We start from the raw sequence: 17,679 nt of genomic DNA, 5'->3' as shown, positions 1-17,679 counted from the left end.
GGACTAATGTTGTGATTAACAGTTCAGATTTTGTAGATGCCGTAGGAAGTTATACGATTACCTATAATGCTATTGATATTTTTGGTAATGTTGCTACAGAAGTAATTAGAACTGTAAATGTGGTGGATATAGCAGCGCCAGTAATTTCCTTATTAGGAGATAACCCACAGACAATAGAATTAGGAACTGGTTATACGGAATTAGGCGCTACTACTAACGATGGAAGTACTGTAATCATAGATAGTTCGGATTTTGTGGATGAGTTAGGTAGTTATACGATTCGCTATAATGCTACGGATGCTTCAGGTAATATGGCGATAGAAGTTGCAAGAATAGTTAACGTGGTGGATACTACTGCTCCTGTCATTGTATTATTAGGAGCTAATCCACAGGAATTAGTTAAAGGAAGTACGTATGTAGAACTAGGAGCTACTACAGATGATGGTTCTTATCTTGTAATTGATGCTTCTTCAATAGATGTTAATACGCAAGGAAGTTATAGTGTGACTTATAATGCAGTAGATGATTCTGGTAATGTAGCAATGGAAGTTATCAGAACTGTGAATGTGACACCATTATTGAGTGTAGAAACTCATGTTTTTAATACTGTTAGTTTGTATCCTAATCCAGTATCTGATGAATTTGTAATATCCGGATTAAAAGAGGAAATAATTGTAGATATTTTTGATTTACAAGGTAAGCATGTTAAAAGAGTTGAAGGATATGTGTTTGAAAATATAGACATTAGTAATATGGAATCCGGTATTTACTTAATAAGACTTATCAAGGGTAAGACTGTCAAAAATTTGAGATTATTAAAACGTTAAAAAACAGTGTAAATTCGTAGATATCATTTTTAGTTTCTTTTACTTTTTATAAATAATACGATTCTTAATATATGAAAATTGGATTAATCTTAATCCTTTGTAAATATCAATTGCCGAGTTAAGAGGCTGTAATAAATTTAGAGTTTACAATTATAAAAACCATTCAAATATTTGAGTGGTTTTTTTTATATTTAATATAAGATTAGGTAAAAAAATAAAGCTAGAAATTACTTGCTATAAAAAAACACTACTATACTTATGTTAAACAAGTAGTTTTATTTTGTAAATTGACTAAAAATTATGAGAAAGTATAGTTAAATGACTTTGCTTATGTATAATAATTCAAAACCCAAAATTAAAATATGATGAGATCACTACTATTATTATTTGCTGTTACCCTTTTGTTTTCTTGTAAAACTCAACAAAAAGGAGAATCTTTAGGTGGAAACGAGGATATTGAGGCTATAGCAGAAGATGAATTACTTACAGGAAAAGTGTTAGGTAAAAGGAAAAAGAAAATGGAATATGTAGCTGTTAAGTTAGTTGTAGATGAAAATACTTGTATGAAGGCTTATACAGATAAAGATGGTCTATATGATTTTTTAATCAATCCAAGTAAGTTAAAAGCTGATAGTTATTTTGAGTTTGTTTATAAGGGATACGCTAAAAAACAGATTCCTTATAGTGAGATAGCAGAAAAAGGTACTGTTACTTTAAGCACAAAAGGAGAGGTTGTAACAACCACAGATTATCGTTTGTTTTATGAGGCAATTAGATCTTGTAAGGACGAATTATAATTGGTGAAATTGCTTAATAGGTAAAAACTATATCTTTTTTAGTACTTATTAAACTAGTTTAATTTTCTTTTTGTCTTTAGCAGATTTATAAATTGCTTCTACAATTCTAATGTCTTTTATACCTTCTTCACCGGGAACTAAGACATCAGTATTATTTATTATAGATAAAGCATCATCATCCATTTGTTTGGCTTGTTGGTTTTCTATATATGTATTTAATAAAGTTCCGTCACTGGCTTCGCCTTGTACGCCACCATACATTGAAAATGGTTGTAGTTGATACCATCCATTATTAGTGTTTACGCGTAACCGATGCATATCATGTCCAACACTTGTTTTTCCATGGGCTATTACGCCTGAGGGGAACTCTAATGTAAAATGCGTTGTTTCATCGGTTTCAGTAAATATATCTGGTCTTGTAGTCATTTGTTCAGCTACTACAGATATTGGTTCTTCTCCGGTTGCATACCTCGCCGCATTTAATGAATATACACCTAGGTCATACATAGTTCCTCCTCCTAAAGCTGCATCTAGTCTCCAGCTTCTTTCTGGATTTCTTACATTATAACCAATTTCAGCATAAACTTCTTTAATATTTCCATAAGGTTTGGTAGTAGCCCATTTTATAACTTGTTGTGTATTGGGTTCGTGTTGCATTCGATATCCAATAGATAGTTTTACTTTATTTTTTTTACAAGCACTAATGATGGATTGACATTCTTTTTCGGTTTTTGCCATCGGTTTTTCACACCATACGTGTTTTCCTGTATTAGCCGCTTTAATTGCATATTTTGCGTGTAAACCAGTGGGTAGTACAATATATATTACATCTATATCTGGATTATCCGCAATACGGTCCATATTCTCATAGTTATAAACATTTTTATCTGGAATATTATATTTCTTTTGCCAGATAGGTATTTTAGATGGTGTTCCAGTAACTATTCCAGTCAATTGGCAATGTTTTGTTAATTGTAATGCTGGTGCCAGGATTGAAGTACTATAGTTGCCTAATGCTACTAAACATACTCCTAGTTTTTTATTTGGAGTGTTAGAGAATAAATGTGCGGATGGTATAATACTATAACTTGCTATTAACCCAATATTTCGGATAAATGACCTTCTATTTATACTCATAAACCTATTTATTAAATTTTTTAAAGGAAAAATCTATTAAAAAAATATTATTGTTTAAATATCAATGTATTGAGAAACAGTCCTTTCACTTTCTACTTCTCCGGTATGTTTAGTACTTGCTTTTTCAAATAATAGAACGTGAACTTCTTCATCATTTTCTGTAGAAGGACAATGTTCCACTCCTTTTGGCACAACAATGATTTCCCCTGCATTAACTTTAACAGTTTTATCTCTAAACTTCATGAAAAGTGTACCTTTTACAACTTGAAAAAGTTCGTCTTCGTCGTCATGCTTATGCCAAATAAAATCACCGCTTAACTTTGCAAGATAAACTTGATTGTTATCCACCATTGCTATGCGATGTGGATGCCATTGCTTGTTAAATTGAGATAGTTTATCTTTAATATTAATTGCTTCCATGTTTTCAACTTAATTATGTCAAAACAAGGTACTTATTTCTTTATTGATTCTGGTAGGTCTTAACGTTTCTTTATGGAGTAAACACCACATGGTTTTGGCGGTAACTATTACTTTTTTGGTAGAAGTTTTTATTATTTTAGTGTGCCGTTCACTTTTTGCACCATGATGATGATCAATCCATGTTTGGATTGTTAGTTCATCATGTTCAAAGGCTGGACTGTGATATTCTATGAAATGATTTAAAACTACCCATACGTAGGTTTCTCTAATCGTTTCTGTTGTTTTTGTTTCCCAATGTTTTTTTGCAATATCCTGTACCCAATGCAAGTAGGTAACATTATTTACATGATTCATATCATCAATTGCGGATTTTGGTACCGTGATAGTATATTGAAATACGTCAGAGTTCATAATAAGAGTAGTACTAATTATAATTAATGGAGTTCTAAAACTTAAAACCCAAGTATTAATTTTGCGATGTAAAAAAACAAGAAAATTCCAAAAATATCATTACTAGTAGTAATAAATGGACCAGTTGCAATAGCTGGATCAATACCTCTTTTGTCAAGAATTATAGGAACAAATGTACCTATCAAAGCGGCTACTATGATTACACTCATAAGTGCTGTAGCGATAGTTAAACTAAATGAAATTTCGTAGCTCATAACAATTCCAAATAGTATCACTAAAAGAGCTAGAGCAACTCCATTTATTAGACTAAGCCCAATTTCTTTTAATAATCGTTTCCAAAGACTACCTTTTACATTATCATTTGCTAAACCTTGTACAATAATTGCAGACGATTGAACTCCTACATTACCTGCCATCGCTGCAATAAGCGGTGTGTAAAAGAATAGATCTCTTATTCTGGGATTAGTCATTACATCTTCAAAATCTTGCATGATAAAAACACTTCCTAAACCTCCAAATAACCCTAAGATTAGCCAAGGTAAACGTGCTCTAGTAAGTTCCCATACATTATCATCGGCTTCTACATCCTGAGATATACCAGCTGCCATTTGATAATCTTTTTCTGCTTCTTCCTTGATAAAATCAACCATGTCATCAATTGTAATGCGTCCAACAAGAACCGTTTCGTGGTCTACTACAGGAATAGCTTCAAGATCATATTTTTGCATGATTCTTGCGACTTCTTCACCTTCAGTTTCTATATTGACATAGTCTACTTTAGGGATATAAACATCCCTAATATATGCTTTAGCAGAGGCAGTAAGTAAATCTTTAAGAGATAATCTTCCTTTTAATTTTCCTTCTTTATCTATTACATAGATTGAATGTACTCTGGTTACTTTTTCTGCTTGACGGCGCATTTCGCGAACACATCCGGCAACTGTCCAAGTTTCTTTTACTTTTACAAGTTCTTTTGCCATTAATCCTCCTGCCTTATCTTCTTCGTACAGCAGTAGTTCTTTTATGTCTTCAGCGTGTTTTTCATCCTCAATCTTAGCGATTACTTCTTCTGCACGATCTTCAGGAAGTTCTGCAATAATATCTGCAGCATCATCCGTGTCCATTTCTTCTAACTCTTCTGCAATTTCTTTTACAGATAGGTTTTCAAGAATACGTTCTCGGAAATCTTCTTCCAACTCCATTAGAGCTTCAGAAGATTTTTCACTATCTAATAATTTAATTAAGTAAGTCGCTTGATATAAGTTAAGCTCACCGATTATTTCGGCAATATCGGCAAAGTGGATTTCATCGAGCATTTCTTGTAAACGAGTATCGCTTACATCTTCAATAAGATGCTTTACTTGATCGATAAGCTCATCTGAAATCTCGAATGACATAATGTACTTGTTTATGGGATTTCTTTACAAACGCTCACAAAGATAACCAAAGAATTGAATTGCAGTTTAGATTGACGTTAAATGAATTAAATTCTTGATTTTTCAATTAACAAAGTGAGTTCTATAAATTGATCAACACTTAACTGTTCTGGTCTTTTAGTTAGTATTTCCATTTCTTTTATTTCATCAGGTAATTGAAATGTTTTAAGACTGTTTCTCAATGTTTTTCTTCGTTGCCCAAAAGAAGTCTTGACTACTTTATAAAAAAGTTTTTCATCACAAGGAAGTGTGTGATTTGATTTTCGAATCAATCGTAAAACTCCGCTATCCACCTTGGGCGGAGGATTAAAAACAGAAGGAGGAACTGTAAATAAATACTCAGCATTATAAAATGCCTGGGTTAATACCGATAAAATACCGTAGGCTTTACTTCCTGGTTTTTCACAAATACGTTGGGCTACTTCTTTCTGAAACATCCCGGTAAACTCAGGAATTCGTTTTCGTTTTTCTAATGTCTTAAAAACAATTTGAGAGGAAATGTTATATGGAAAGTTACCAGTAATAGCAAATGGATCATTGTCAAATAATGTATCTAAATCGTATTTAAGAAAGTCTGCTTCGATAACTTTAAAAGCTACTTTTCCATTTCTAATTTCTGGATGTTCTAAAGGGAAACTAGTATTGAGGTAATCTATAGATTCTGTATCTAAATCCATAGCAATTAAATCTACATCTTTTTGTAGTATATATTTAGTAAGTACACCCATTCCTGGGCCTATTTCAATTACATTAGTATAACCGTTTAGTGTTAATGTGTCTCCAATTTTTTTAGCAATATTTTCATCTTTTAAAAAATGCTGGCCCAAATGTTTTTTAGCACGCACAGCAGTTTTTTCTGTTCGAACTCTATCGTTAGATGATTGCTTTTTATTTTTTTTAAATTTAGAGGACATCCTAAACTTGTTTTGTTAAAGGTTTTATATTTTCTAGGATTGTCTTTTCGATTTCTACTCTATCTTTTTTTGAAAGCCAAGAAATTTCAAGATCAATTTTTTCTCCGTCTGTAGTAATAACATAAGGTTCAGAACCACCCTTAGCTGGATAAAAACTCTGGATTAAATTATAGGGTATATCTTGGTTGCCGATATTTATATAATCTTCATAGGTCGTAATACCAGGATTGTTAGAACGTATTATTAAAAATGCGGATATTATAAATAAAGCAATAAGAACTACAGTTATAATTTTTTCGAAAATAGAGCTTGCTATAAAAAATGAAACAATATTTAAAAAAACACTAATTATAAAAACCCCAAAACCAGCACATACTATAAGACCAAAAATCTTAATAGCATACAGTAATGTTGGTCTATATTGTTTCATATTATTGTTCACTAATAATTTCTAATTCTGTTCTAAACGCAACAAAATGTCCTGCAAATCGATTTGTTTTAGCTCTTAATTTTTCTGCGTCTACTTTATAATATTGTTCTAAGGTACTTTTACTATCCGTTGTGTATTGTACAGAATATGTATAGCCTCCCATTTCCTCTTCCACCAACACCTTACTCATTAAGGCTTTACTAAACTTCCCTGTTGCGAGCATATCAGGAATATGCTCATTTTTCATCCAGGATAACCATTCTTGGTGCTTAGTCTCTTCTATATTAATAGTAACATTGTAAATATACATATTCGTAATTGTCTTTATTGATCTAAGGGAATCAATGCTTTTATAATTAACTTACAAAGTTACGAAGAAGCTTAGACCTGTTATAACGATCACATTGTTATTTGAGTTTTGGATAGAATAATATATAAAAGGAAAATATATTTTAAAAAAGAATCAATTGATGGCATCACCACGCAGTGTTCGATACTTTTTTCTAGCATCTACAAAATAGATACTGTCCGCGTGATTAAAGATTAACTTCTCATATAATTCTTTTGCTTTTTCAGGTTCACCCAGAATGTTTACATATAATTCTGCTAACCAGTAATAGGCATCATCTACCAATATATCATCAGGATAGAATTCGATGATTTTGAGATAGTTTACTTTTGCCTTTTCGAATTCTTTTTCTTTTTCAAATAATTTCGCTTGTCTAAGAAAAGCTTCATCTTCAATTTTTTCTCCCTTGTGATTCACTAAAATTTCTTCGTATTTAGTGATTGCTTCTTGGTTTTTATTTTGAAAAGCTAACAAGTCAGCTCTGGCAAAAATCTTTAAAGCTGTTTGCGTCGAATCTTCTAAAGAATTATCACTTATAATAAGACTTAATTCCATAGCATCATTAGCAATTAATTGAGAGGTAGATGATTTTAGTACATCTAACTGAGTTTGCGCCCAAGCAAAATCCCCTTTATAATAACTAGTTTTAGCTACTTTAAAACGTGCATCTTGAGCTAGAAAGTTATTTTTTAATGCATTCTGTACTTGCGTATAATAGATAAGTGCTTGATTAAATTTTTGATCTAAAACTAAAATATCTGCAATTTTCATTTTAGCTCTAGAAGATTGAAACCTCGAAAGTCTTTCTTGATTTAATAGACGTTTTAAGAATTCAATTGCTTCTTTTTTATTATCCTGATTGAATGCTAAAAAATGAGCGTAATCTATTTGTAAACCGATGGTTTGTGAGCCTTTCCCATAGGTTTCAAATACTTCTTCGTACTGTTGTTTGATTTCTTTGTAATCCTTTTTATCAGCAAGATCGGTTTTTGCTTTTAAAATGATTTTATGAGCTGTCAATTTCATATCATTCCCAGCAGGTGCGTTTAGTATGTAATCTAAAATCTGGGTAGCGGATTTTATATCTTTAGCGCCTATAGCAATTCGGGCAAGCCCAATGATACCTTGTAACCCTTGATCTTTTCTTTTATAGATTGCTTTTTCTTGTACAAACGCTTTTTTAAAGTCCTTTTGTTGCACAAAAAGCCAACTTAACATCTCATTATATATGATGTCAGGGTTTTGCTGTAATTTTTTGATTAATAATTTTCTGAAAATAACATTGGCATTATTTAATGGGTCATCTGTGATATATTGATTAAAATTACGTTGAACAATGTTTTTATAATTTGGTTGTAATTGTAGTAATGAAAGATAACTGTCGAACATTTTTTCTAGTTTACCTTGTTCTCCGTAAATTTTAGCAAGTTGTACATTAAAATTAGCTCCTGGGTTAGATGCCATTCCTTTTTCATAAATTAAGGCTGCTTGATCTAAAAGATTGTATTTTTCGAAAGTTTGTGCTAGTGAATACGCCGCATTTACATTATTACTATTAAAAACTTTTAAAGCTTTATTATAATAGGTAGTGGCTTTTTCAGAATTCCCTTGAACTTCGTAATGGTGACCCAACTCAACAAGTAGTTGTGCGTTTTTTGGTTTATTCTCAATTTGCTTCTGCAGAATTTTTTCTGCTTTTTCAAACTGTTCTAATTGTTGATGAGATTCTACTAGACCTAGGAGATAGGTAATTCGATTAGGGTTTCTGGTATGTAATTTTTTATATACAGAAAGTGCTTTTTCATATTCACCTTGTTGTACATAGTTTTTTGCTAGCTGTTCGGATTGACCAAACATAGGTATAGCAAAAAGAAAAATGATACAAAGATAAATAAAGCGCATGCTGCAAGTTTTTTTGTAAATATAGCAAAATGCTCTTTGATATTATGTTATAAGTATTGTTAAACTAGCTGATTATCTAGCTCTAAAAGAATTAGTCGATATATTCAAACCCACAATAAGGTACTAAAACATCTGGTATTTTAATCCCTTTAGGCGTTTGATAGTTTTCTAAAATACCAGCTAATACTCTTGGTAATGCTAGAGAACTTCCGTTTAATGTATGAGCTAATTGATTTTTACCATTACCGTCTTTATATCTTAGTTTTAAACGATTGGCTTGATAAGATTCAAAATTAGAAACAGAACTTATTTCTAACCAACGATCTTGAGCGGTAGAAAACACTTCGAAATCATAGGTAAGTGCAGCTGTAAACCCAATATCTCCTCCACATAATCTTAATATACGATAAGGTAATTTTAATTCATTAAGAATTTCCTTTACATGATCTACCATTCCATCTAGTGCCTGATAAGAGTTTTCCGGTTTTTCGATACGTACAATTTCTACTTTGTCAAATTGATGTAAGCGGTTTAACCCACGAACGTGAGCTCCATAAGAACCTGCTTCTCTTCTAAAACAAGGAGTGTATCCAGTACAGCAAATTGGGAGGTCATTCTCATTTACTAAATCATCTCTAAACATATTGGTTACCGGAACTTCTGCCGTAGGTATTAAATATAAATCATCTGCTGTAACGTGATACATTTGGCCTTCTTTATCCGGTAATTGGCCAGTACCATAACCAGAAGCTTCATTTACTAAATGAGGAACTTGATATTCTTTATATCCAGCATCTGTATTTTTATCTAGAAAATAACTAATTAGGGCACGTTGTAATCTTGCTCCTTTTCCTTTGTAAACTGGAAATCCGGCACCTGTAATTTTTACTCCTAGTTCAAAATCTATGATGTCATATTTTTTTGCTAACTCCCAATGCGGTAAGGCTCCTTCTTCTAAGGTTGGGATATCACCTTCTCTAAAGACTTCTTCATTATCCTCATCAGTTTGTCCATCAGGAACAGAAGAATGTGGAATGTTAGGAATTGTATATAATAACTCAATAAGTTCAGCTTTTACTTTTGGAAGTCTATCTTCTAAAGTATTCATGCTTTCCTTGATTTGAGAAGCTTTTTGTTTTAATATGTTAGCTTTTTGTTGTTCTCCATTTTTAAACAAAACTCCAATTTCTTTATTCAATTTGTTAGAGTCTGCTTTGATATTATCCAACTTGGACTGTGTAGCACGTCTTTCTTCATCTAAATTGATTACTTTTTCTAGAATTGGAGCAGCATCAAAATTTCTTTTGGCTAATGCAGCAATATATTCTTCTTTATGTGCTATGATTTGTTGTGCAAGTAACATGGTTTTTGTTTTGGGCGATTCCACTCGCTTCCTCGTGGTCGGGCTATCCGCTATATCTTTTGTTTTTCCTTCTACAAGTTCAGGATGATAAAACAAAAGGATGTCGCTGTTATCCCTTTCGCATTAAAGCAGCAAATTTAAAGAAAAGGTTGGTTTTGTATGAATGAGAAAGAATGAATTTTTTAAAAAAGATGAACCTTTTATTTTTTAGTCTTATTTCTAGACTTAAAATAGATGATATTATTCGGTGATTACTTAGGGTAAACAATAAAAAAGCTATGCAACAATGCATAGCTTTTGGGTAATATGACGATGTGGGATCTTGGGGATCAATATTTTTTATGTATGGATTATATGTTTCTTTCTAGAGGGAACTCTCGGTTACTTATTTTATGTTTCATATAAACAACACTAATTTGTTATTTTCTCTGATGTAAAAATACTACAGGTCTTTTCAATATTTTCTTAAGATTAGGTGGGAGTAAAGTTTCTGTAGACCAAATCTAATTTTCTATCGCCCAATGGAAATTATAGTGATGAGGTTGATTTGTTTCATTTTCCTTGAAGACGTTTTGAGTTATTATTTTTTTTGAGGAATTCTCCCTGTTTTTCTAAAATAAATTAGATTTTAGTGTGTTGTTTATCGGTTTAATATCAACTCTTAACGAAAAGAAACTTTGCTTGAGTAACACTTTTTAGATTTAAGTTATTAACTGATTAGAGATGATTTTCTAATTAATGAAGTAGTAAGAAGTAAGTGATACATAAAATAGTATAAGAAATAATGTGATCAAACGACACAAACCTTGAGTGTCGATAAATGTTCAGGGCATACAAATCATTAAATATTTCACATATGAAAAAATCAATTTTAAACATCGGAAAAACTTTAAGTAGAGAGGAATTAAAACAAATCAATGGACAAAGTGGAGGTTATTATTGTCCAGGTGGCAATAGCGAGCCGAATGCTCCTAGATGTCCGGTTCCTTGTTTTATGGGTAATTGTTTTTTGTAAATTAATTGTAAACGAGGTTGTCTTATTTAAGATAATCTCGTTTTAAAACATACTTATTAGCTGTTAAAAACGCATTTAGTCTATATTATATTTTTATTATTGGAAGTTTTTTCCTACATTTATATCGAATGAATTAAAGATACCATTTATGAAACTATGTTGCTTTTTATTTACAGTACTTTTCATTCACACAATTTCTGCTCAGAATATAGATGATCACGATGCCGTTATCATTGATTTTACTAAAGGATATAATTATCTATCTCCCACAACGATTTTTGATTTATTAGATGAAAAATATCAGCAGACAAAAACTATTGATGATATTGATCAATTTTTAGAAAGCCATAATAAGACATTAGGCATGATAGAAGATTGTAGAGTAATTTCAAAAAAGAATGGAGAAACGTCATACATCATGCAAGCCGAAAAATCCGTTATGATTATGAAATTTGAGTTCTCTGATCAAAATAAAATTACTCATTATGAGTCAACGGTATTACAAGCTTCATTACCTACATTCTAAAAGCGATTTTGAAAAAATAAGGACTAGATAAAATTTGTCTTATTTAATATGCGGTATTTCCCTATATCAATAATTAAGTTTTATAATTAACTATTTCTTCAAATAATTCCTTAGCTTCTTTATTCTTAGAATATGAGTTTTTAATAATAACTTGGAGTATTTTTTTACATTTATCTAAATCTTTTGTTTTTAAGTATAGGAGTGATTTGTACCAGTATCCTTTTTCGGAGTCAATAAGGTCACTATTAATTAAAGTATCTAAACTCTCTTCAGCCGAAGAATAGTCACCTAGTTCCCAATGAGATATTGCCTTGTATACATATAAAGTACTATTGTCTTTATCTTTTTTTAGTAATTTATCAATATATATTATTACTTCTTTATAGTTTCCATTTTTAAAATTATTCTCCGTCAAAGCTAAATCAGGATCTACTTCATTAGGGTTTCTAGTAACTAACGAAGGTAGTTCATAAGTGCTGTAATTAGTGTAAATTTCCTCAATAGTCTTTTGGTTTTTTTGAGGGTAAAAATTAATAAGCAGTGCAAATAGCGCAACAGCAGCAACAGCAGAAAAATAGGTTAATCTTCTTATTTTATTCTTACGCTTATTACTGGTTGTAGCCTTATGTATTACTTGTTTTAATCTATCTGCATTATTTCGATATAAAGAGGTATATTCTTCTACTTCTGTTACATCTATTTTTGAAACATAACTCCATTCTTCTTCATTTAGAGTTTCAAAAATTTGCTTCTCTAAAAGAAATTTTTCTTTAAAATTTTGATCATTGGCAATGGTGTCCAAAAAATCATTCCGTTCCTTTTCAGAAAGTTGATTTCTTAAAAAGCGTTCAATTAATATGTCTTCTTCTAAACTCATAATTCTTTTAATGAATTATATCTACTATCTTTTTTAATTAATTCTGCCAAACGTTTTTTGCATTTAAACACGCGTTGTCGAACAACCAATTCAGAGGAATATTCTGTGTTGGCAACAATTTCTTCGTATGGAGTTTTTGCAAAAAAAAGTGTTAAAATCTCTTTACAATTTCCGGTAATTTCTGCAAATTTTTCAATAAACAGTTCTTGTCTCTTTTGCTCTAGAAGGGCAAATGAACTATCTATATATTCATCATGTACTTCAACTTTTTCTACATTTGTTACCCTTTTTTTATGAAGATTTAATTCTCTTCGCCATAAGTTTTTACAAATTGCCATTAAATAGGCATCAAAATCTCCCGAAATACTAAACTTTTCTCTTTTGTATCGAATTATTATCTGAATCAATGATTTTTGAAATATATCTTCTGCATCCTCCGTATTTCCGCTATTTAGAAGGATAAATTTTTTAATTGAAGGGAAGTTTTTATTATATATCTGAGCAATTATTTTTGAATCTTCTTTTACGAGCTCTTTTAAAAAAAAATTACCGTCCATATGTAAATGTTAAAAAGCAAAAATAAAATTTTATACTTTTACGTGGGTAACATTTTAAGTTTTTATGAAGAATAGGAAAATAAAAAACGTAAAAAAAATGAGGAAAAACATTATTTTAGGAGTGCTAAGTTGTTTGTTCTTCTTTGCTTGTGAGCAAAATGAGGAACCTACAGAAATCGAAGGAAACGCTAAATTCGATGATTTAACTTTTGTAGATGGAACTCCTGTTCAGTATACCATCGAAGATATAGAAGTTGTGGTTATTTATGAAGTAGGAACTACAGAATCTCAGAAAGCTGAAATTAGAGCGAGGCACGCGACTGAATACGGCCAGGTTAATGTAACTTCCTGTTCATTAAATCCTAATGGAGAAATCTGGAGTTATAGAGATTTGGTGATTCATAATTGGGAAGATGCCCCATATCAGGAATTGAATCATAGAGCTACGGATCCTATTGAAGCAGAAGATCCGGTAGAAAAATCTGTACTTCTTAAAATTGATTATAGAACATATTCAATTAATGATCCAAATATTGTTTGCGATTAATTAAATATTGAAGATTAAGATTAAGAAATATAAAATCTTTTTTTGGCTACTTATTGGGCATATTCTGCCTATAAGTAGCCAAAATTATTATAAACAATTTGTAGAACTCAAAGAAAGTAAAAAGATAATTGAGGAGATAGAGAGTGATCATCTTTTGGGCTTAACAAAAGATACGACCCATATTCTAGAAATGTCTCATTTTTTTTCTGTACAGTGGTACAATAAAAAAAAATATGATCTAGCGATAAAGTATGCGAAGATTGAGATAAGTCATTTTAATGATCAATTAAAAAAAAGTGTTTCTTATGAAAATGCACTTTATAATTTAGGGAGGTTTTATTTTAAAAACAGAGAATTTACTAAGGGAGTTTGGTGCTTTAATAATGTGATAGAAGCTAATATTACAAGAATTAAAGTAGCGAGATCATATGGAGAGTTAGGTAAATATTATAGGCGAAAAGGAGAATTATATAAAGCTTTAAATTACTCCAAAAAAGGAATTTACTTATTGGAAACAGATTCAAGTAAGAAAAGTTCGTTAGAATCAAGTCTTTTATCTTTGTATATCAACACTACGATTATTTGCGATGAGTTAGATACCAAAACATCCTCCAGGCAAGGTGTTGAATTATTAAAAAATGCGGATAGTTTAATACAATTAAACGAAAAACTACTTTCACAAAAAAACTTTTATTCATTAAACGCTACTTATGCAAATTTATATGCTAATGCGTACCTGAATGATTTTAGCAAATCCAAATATTATTATATTAGGAATTTAGAAAGAGGAATAGAACAAAATGACTCTTCGGTAATTTCTAATTCATATGTAAATTTAGGGGAATTGTATTTTGATTACCAAAAAGATAGTGCGCTATTCTATCTGCAACGTAGTTTGATATTTAATAAAAATAATAAAAACAGAAAGGCTGAAAGTTATAGAAATATTGCAAACTATTTTAGAGAACAAGGGAATTATAAATTAGCTCTTCGAAATATTGAAAATTCATTGGGTTGGAGTTTTGGACTAAATGGTGAGCTAACTAATCCCACGCCATCTGAACTACAATTGTTCGACACGGATGATAGAAGAAATGTTTTTAGAGCGTTAAGAAGTAAAATAATAATTCTATTTGATTTATACGAAAAAACTAAAAATCTTAAGTACCTAGAACAGGTAATCAATACAGTAACAATTAGTGATCGACTTGTTACTGTAATTATAGAGAATAGTTTCGAGATTAATACAAAATTATTATGGCGTAAAGAGGCTTCTGATACCTATACCATGGGAGTACGAGCAGCTTATCTTTTGGGAGATAATGCTTCTATATTCCGTTTTATGGAAAAAAACAAGGGCTTATTGCTAATACAAGGTGTTAAAGAAAATACGATTCAATATGACTTGCCAAAAGAATTATTGGACAAAAGATTACGGCTAAAAGAGAATATTTTAAGTCTAGAGGATAACATAAATCAAAATCAGGATGTCTATAGTAAAGAAAAAGATTCCTTGTTCGAATTAAAAAAGTCATATCAAGCTTTTAATGATTCGCTCTATAAGGTAAATCCAAAATACTTTGATAAAAAATTAAGAATAGAGCCGTTTGCACTTTCACAAGTAAAGGAAAAATTAGATTCGGATACAGTAATTATTTCATATACCCTCGATGAACAAAATGCTGAAGAGAAAAGTGTTTTTGGACTCGTAATCACTTCTAAAAATACATTCAGTTTCAAAGTAAAAAACGCCAATGATTTATTGGTTAATTTAGATGAGTATCGAAGGTTAATATCGAGGCCCTTAAAAAAGAAAAAAGAATTGATATCTTTTAAAGATGTTTCTTACGCTATCTATCAACAACTTTTTCCTGGAGAGTATTTTAAAAAAATGATTAAGAATAAACATTTGGTGTTTATTCCTGATGTTGCTATGCAAAACATCCCTTTTGAAGCTTTTAATGTAAGTGCGGAATCATTGAAATATCTAATTGAGCAAAATGATATTAGTTATACATATTCTGCATCCTTTTTAGAACATAACAGTAAAACCGAAAGAAAAACCAAGCTTAATTTTGTTGGATTTGCACCAATTCAGTTTTCAAATCCCAATCTTCCAGAACTAAGTACTACCGAAGAAGAGGTTTCGTCGATAAATACTATTGTAAAAGGAGAGTCTTACTTGTCGGATCGGGCAAGTAAAGAAATGTTTCTAAAAATGAGTGAGGATGCTAAAATTATACATTTGGCTACTCATGCAAATTCTGGAGAAAAGCCTGAGATTTACTTTTTTAAAGATACTATTAAGCTTCATGAGTTATACACATATAAAAATAATTCAGATCTCGTAGTGTTAAGTGCATGTCAAACTAACCTGGGGAAAATTAATAAAGGAGAGGGTGTCTTTAGTTTAGCAAGAGGGTTCTTTTATGCTGGGGCCAATACCGTTATTTCATCCTTATGGAATGTTAATGATACTTCTACTTCTAATATTATGAAATATTTTTATGAAGATTTAAATGCTTCTTCATCTAAAGTAGAAGCCTTAAGTAATGCTAAACGAAAATACCTAAAAGAACATTCATTATCTGAGATGTCCCCATATTATTGGGCTTCTTTTGTGCTGATTGGTGATACTGATCAAGTTTTTGAAAACAACTTCGTTCCCTACTATATCATGGGATTTCTAATTTTTATCTTTTTTATTTTTATTTTTTTTAAAAAAATGGGTAACAAATCATAAAAGTATGAAGAGTTAGGAGAAATGAAGTTCATTTTGAAAGACTCGATACTACATATGATCACGTTAATATTTTAAAGAGAATAAGGTCTCTTGCAATAAAGAAGCATCGATTTTTTTTAAAACAAAGTCATCTTTCTTATGAATTTCATCATAGGTTTATATGAAAACATGCTTTTATTAAAGCAGTTTTATGAATCCACAGCTATTATAGACTAGAAATAATGAAAATATAAAAATAACTACCGGTTGTATAAATGTATTGACACAAACCTTGAGTGTCGTAAAATGTTCAAGGACTTAATCATTTTAAATTATTTACTTATGAAAAAATCATTGTTAAACTTAGGGAAAGCACTTAGCAAATCGGAACAAAAAGACATTCACGGAGGAAGAGGAGGTTTTGTGGCGTGCGGTTGTTCTTCGGATTATATTTTAGAAGGAGGAGAATTTGTAAATGGTAGCGAGTGTTCATTTGTTGCAAATGGTACTGCATGGGGAGATCCTTTTCCAGGAGGTCGTTGTTTAGGAAGTGTACAAAATGGAATGTGCTGTGTTTAATGTAAAATTAATTTAATCATGAAAAAATCAATTTTAGATTTCGGTAAAGCGTTAAGCAAATCGGAACAACAACAAATTAACGGAAAAGGGAATATCTACTGGTGTGCAGGAGGTAATTCACATACAACTAATCAATGGTGTCCAGTTCGCTGTTTTATGGGGAATTGTTTGTTGTAAATTAATGATTATCGAGGTTGTCTGAAAAGGGAGCCTCGTTTTTTTAGTTTTAATTGACTCAATGGCTAAGAGTATATATCGTATATTTAATATATGATCACCAGTACTACGCGTCGTTTTTTAACCTCACTCTTAATCTTTATTGGGTCTTTATATCGAAATAAAAGAACCCGAAAATTTACATTAATCCCTTTGGTTGTAATTGGATTAGGATTTTTGGTTCCCCAAAAAATGATAATTCCTGTACAAGGAGCTACTATAAAGGATTGGGATGACCATTCGTTCTGGGCATATCCTTGGGGAAGTTCAGTCACGCATAAAGGGATTGATATTTTCAAGGAAAAAGGCACCGATGTAATTTCATCTACGCACGGCATTGTGATGTATACCTATGAAGGAGGAAAAGGAGGGAAGACAGTCATGGTTTTGGGTCCTAAATGGAGATTTCACTATTATGCGCATTTGGATCAAGTAGATGCTTTTCCTTTTCAACCTGTTAATGTAGGTACAAAACTAGGAACGGTAGGAAATACTAAAGGGAAGCCACCTCATCTACATTATGCTGTTACAACACCTTTTCCTTATTGGTGGTTAAGAGACCCAGATGCTATACAAGGAAATCGTAAAATGTTTTATCTAAACCCGGATACATGGTTTAGAAAGTAAAGTGGAATTAGAATTCTTACGTGCTTT

20 protein-coding genes are annotated in these 17,679 nt (G+C 31.1%); 9 read left to right on the top strand and 11 right to left on the bottom strand.

The features are described 5' to 3' along the window. Both J8L88_RS23185 and J8L88_RS23180 read left to right on the top strand, forming a co-directional pair. Positions 1 to 827, top strand: an 827-nt coding sequence (locus J8L88_RS23185; protein WP_211062033.1) for an immunoglobulin-like domain-containing protein, incomplete at its 5' end; no start/stop codon positions are given. A 365-nt stretch (positions 828 to 1,192) separates the two neighbouring features. Continuing rightward, entirely contained in the window at positions 1,193 to 1,624 is a 432-nt protein-coding gene (locus J8L88_RS23180; RefSeq protein ID WP_035085465.1) for a hypothetical protein, read from the top strand. Positions 1,625 to 1,672: 48 nt separating this feature from the next. On the opposite strand, the gene J8L88_RS23175 is transcribed toward J8L88_RS23180, so the two are convergent. The 9 genes from J8L88_RS23175 to serS form a co-directional block, all read right to left on the bottom strand. Next, complete coding sequence (locus tag J8L88_RS23175) at positions 1,673 to 2,761, bottom strand: Gfo/Idh/MocA family protein (RefSeq protein WP_118388811.1); 1,089 nt, start codon at positions 2,759 to 2,761, stop codon at positions 1,673 to 1,675. A 54-nt stretch (positions 2,762 to 2,815) separates the two neighbouring features. Then, complete coding sequence (locus tag J8L88_RS23170; RefSeq protein WP_027393327.1) at positions 2,816 to 3,181, bottom strand: cupin domain-containing protein; 366 nt, start codon at positions 3,179 to 3,181, stop codon at positions 2,816 to 2,818. Between the two features lie 18 nt (positions 3,182 to 3,199). Continuing rightward, a complete protein-coding gene (locus J8L88_RS23165; protein WP_211062031.1) occupies positions 3,200 to 3,592 on the bottom strand; it encodes a thioesterase family protein in 393 nt (130 codons plus the stop codon). Between the two features lie 41 nt (positions 3,593 to 3,633). After that, positions 3,634 to 4,989: a magnesium transporter gene (mgtE, locus tag J8L88_RS23160; RefSeq protein WP_211062029.1), complete on the bottom strand. Its 1,356-nt coding sequence runs from the start codon at positions 4,987 to 4,989 to the stop codon at positions 3,634 to 3,636. A gap of 86 nt (positions 4,990 to 5,075) precedes the next feature. Further along, complete coding sequence (gene rsmA, locus J8L88_RS23155; RefSeq protein ID WP_211062027.1) at positions 5,076 to 5,942, bottom strand: 16S rRNA (adenine(1518)-N(6)/adenine(1519)-N(6))-dimethyltransferase RsmA; 867 nt, start codon at positions 5,940 to 5,942, stop codon at positions 5,076 to 5,078. 1 nt (position 5,943) lies between these two features. Then, positions 5,944 to 6,372 (bottom strand): hypothetical protein, encoded by a 429-nt coding sequence (locus tag J8L88_RS23150; protein ID WP_211062025.1) that lies wholly within the window; start codon positions 6,370 to 6,372, stop codon positions 5,944 to 5,946. Between the two features lies 1 nt (position 6,373). Beyond that, positions 6,374 to 6,682, bottom strand: a complete 309-nt coding sequence (locus J8L88_RS23145; protein ID WP_211062023.1) for a DUF4286 family protein — start codon at positions 6,680 to 6,682, stop codon at positions 6,374 to 6,376. A 153-nt stretch (positions 6,683 to 6,835) separates the two neighbouring features. Next, positions 6,836 to 8,623, bottom strand: coding sequence for a tetratricopeptide repeat protein (locus J8L88_RS23140; protein WP_027393333.1), 1,788 nt, complete (start codon positions 8,621 to 8,623; stop codon positions 6,836 to 6,838). A gap of 91 nt (positions 8,624 to 8,714) precedes the next feature. Then, positions 8,715 to 9,986 carry a serine--tRNA ligase gene (serS, locus tag J8L88_RS23135; protein WP_027393334.1) on the bottom strand — a complete coding sequence of 424 codons (1,272 nt, stop codon included), beginning with the start codon at positions 9,984 to 9,986 and terminating at the stop codon, positions 8,715 to 8,717. An 856-nt stretch (positions 9,987 to 10,842) separates the two neighbouring features. Here serS and J8L88_RS23130 point away from each other — a divergent pair. Next, positions 10,843 to 11,001, top strand: a complete 159-nt coding sequence (locus J8L88_RS23130) for a hypothetical protein (protein WP_155839685.1) — start codon at positions 10,843 to 10,845, stop codon at positions 10,999 to 11,001. A gap of 148 nt (positions 11,002 to 11,149) precedes the next feature. Further along, a complete protein-coding gene (locus J8L88_RS23125; protein ID WP_211062022.1) occupies positions 11,150 to 11,527 on the top strand; it encodes a hypothetical protein in 378 nt (125 codons plus the stop codon). Positions 11,528 to 11,600: 73 nt separating this feature from the next. Here the strand turns inward: J8L88_RS23125 and J8L88_RS23120 are convergent, their stop codons facing one another. After that, positions 11,601 to 12,404 (bottom strand): hypothetical protein, encoded by an 804-nt coding sequence (locus tag J8L88_RS23120; RefSeq protein WP_211062021.1) that lies wholly within the window; start codon positions 12,402 to 12,404, stop codon positions 11,601 to 11,603. Further along, positions 12,401 to 12,961: an RNA polymerase sigma factor gene (locus tag J8L88_RS23115; protein WP_027393337.1), complete on the bottom strand. Its 561-nt coding sequence runs from the start codon at positions 12,959 to 12,961 to the stop codon at positions 12,401 to 12,403. The genes J8L88_RS23120 and J8L88_RS23115 overlap by 4 nt, the downstream gene beginning before the upstream one ends. Before the next feature lie 97 nt (positions 12,962 to 13,058). Between J8L88_RS23115 and J8L88_RS23110 the strand changes: the two genes are divergently transcribed. From J8L88_RS23110 to J8L88_RS23090, 5 genes are all read left to right on the top strand, one after another. Then, entirely contained in the window at positions 13,059 to 13,508 is a 450-nt protein-coding gene (locus J8L88_RS23110) for a hypothetical protein (protein ID WP_035085472.1), read from the top strand. A gap of 7 nt (positions 13,509 to 13,515) precedes the next feature. After that, positions 13,516 to 16,251: a CHAT domain-containing tetratricopeptide repeat protein gene (locus tag J8L88_RS23105; RefSeq protein WP_211062020.1), complete on the top strand. Its 2,736-nt coding sequence runs from the start codon at positions 13,516 to 13,518 to the stop codon at positions 16,249 to 16,251. A gap of 321 nt (positions 16,252 to 16,572) precedes the next feature. Then, positions 16,573 to 16,809 carry a hypothetical protein gene (locus tag J8L88_RS23100; RefSeq protein ID WP_035085474.1) on the top strand — a complete coding sequence of 79 codons (237 nt, stop codon included), beginning with the start codon at positions 16,573 to 16,575 and terminating at the stop codon, positions 16,807 to 16,809. Between the two features lie 18 nt (positions 16,810 to 16,827). After that, complete coding sequence (locus tag J8L88_RS23095; RefSeq protein ID WP_155839686.1) at positions 16,828 to 16,986, top strand: hypothetical protein; 159 nt, start codon at positions 16,828 to 16,830, stop codon at positions 16,984 to 16,986. 93 nt (positions 16,987 to 17,079) lie between these two features. Next, positions 17,080 to 17,652 carry a M23 family metallopeptidase gene (locus J8L88_RS23090; RefSeq protein ID WP_211062019.1) on the top strand — a complete coding sequence of 191 codons (573 nt, stop codon included), beginning with the start codon at positions 17,080 to 17,082 and terminating at the stop codon, positions 17,650 to 17,652. Positions 17,653 to 17,679 lie beyond the last annotated feature (27 nt).

Origin of the sequence: Aquimarina sp. MMG015 (assembly GCF_018100855.1) — a bacterium.
Classification (GTDB): domain Bacteria; phylum Bacteroidota; class Bacteroidia; order Flavobacteriales; family Flavobacteriaceae; genus Aquimarina; species Aquimarina latercula.
The sequence above is the reverse complement of the archived record's forward strand: the minus strand, read 5'-3'. Positions and strand labels throughout refer to the sequence as shown.

Excerpts from the sequence above, each read along its gene's own strand:
- J8L88_RS23180 (WP_035085465.1), top strand. The coding sequence starts at position 1,193 with ATGAGATCACTACTATTATTATTTGCTGTTACCCTTTTGTTTTCTTGT.
- J8L88_RS23175 (WP_118388811.1), bottom strand. The coding sequence starts at position 2,761 with ATGAGTATAAATAGAAGGTCATTTATCCGAAATATTGGGTTAATAGCA.
- J8L88_RS23170 (WP_027393327.1), bottom strand. The coding sequence starts at position 3,181 with ATGGAAGCAATTAATATTAAAGATAAACTATCTCAATTTAACAAGCAA.
- J8L88_RS23165 (WP_211062031.1), bottom strand. The coding sequence starts at position 3,592 with ATGAACTCTGACGTATTTCAATATACTATCACGGTACCAAAATCCGCA.
- mgtE (WP_211062029.1), bottom strand. The coding sequence starts at position 4,989 with ATGTCATTCGAGATTTCAGATGAGCTTATCGATCAAGTAAAGCATCTT.
- rsmA (WP_211062027.1), bottom strand. The coding sequence starts at position 5,942 with ATGTCCTCTAAATTTAAAAAAAATAAAAAGCAATCATCTAACGATAGA.
- J8L88_RS23150 (WP_211062025.1), bottom strand. The coding sequence starts at position 6,372 with ATGAAACAATATAGACCAACATTACTGTATGCTATTAAGATTTTTGGT.
- J8L88_RS23145 (WP_211062023.1), bottom strand. The coding sequence starts at position 6,682 with ATGTATATTTACAATGTTACTATTAATATAGAAGAGACTAAGCACCAA.
- J8L88_RS23140 (WP_027393333.1), bottom strand. The coding sequence starts at position 8,623 with ATGCGCTTTATTTATCTTTGTATCATTTTTCTTTTTGCTATACCTATG.
- serS (WP_027393334.1), bottom strand. The coding sequence starts at position 9,986 with ATGTTACTTGCACAACAAATCATAGCACATAAAGAAGAATATATTGCT.
- J8L88_RS23130 (WP_155839685.1), top strand. The coding sequence starts at position 10,843 with ATGAAAAAATCAATTTTAAACATCGGAAAAACTTTAAGTAGAGAGGAA.
- J8L88_RS23125 (WP_211062022.1), top strand. The coding sequence starts at position 11,150 with ATGAAACTATGTTGCTTTTTATTTACAGTACTTTTCATTCACACAATT.
- J8L88_RS23120 (WP_211062021.1), bottom strand. The coding sequence starts at position 12,404 with ATGAGTTTAGAAGAAGACATATTAATTGAACGCTTTTTAAGAAATCAA.
- J8L88_RS23115 (WP_027393337.1), bottom strand. The coding sequence starts at position 12,961 with ATGGACGGTAATTTTTTTTTAAAAGAGCTCGTAAAAGAAGATTCAAAA.
- J8L88_RS23110 (WP_035085472.1), top strand. The coding sequence starts at position 13,059 with ATGAGGAAAAACATTATTTTAGGAGTGCTAAGTTGTTTGTTCTTCTTT.
- J8L88_RS23100 (WP_035085474.1), top strand. The coding sequence starts at position 16,573 with ATGAAAAAATCATTGTTAAACTTAGGGAAAGCACTTAGCAAATCGGAA.
- J8L88_RS23095 (WP_155839686.1), top strand. The coding sequence starts at position 16,828 with ATGAAAAAATCAATTTTAGATTTCGGTAAAGCGTTAAGCAAATCGGAA.
- J8L88_RS23090 (WP_211062019.1), top strand. The coding sequence starts at position 17,080 with ATGATCACCAGTACTACGCGTCGTTTTTTAACCTCACTCTTAATCTTT.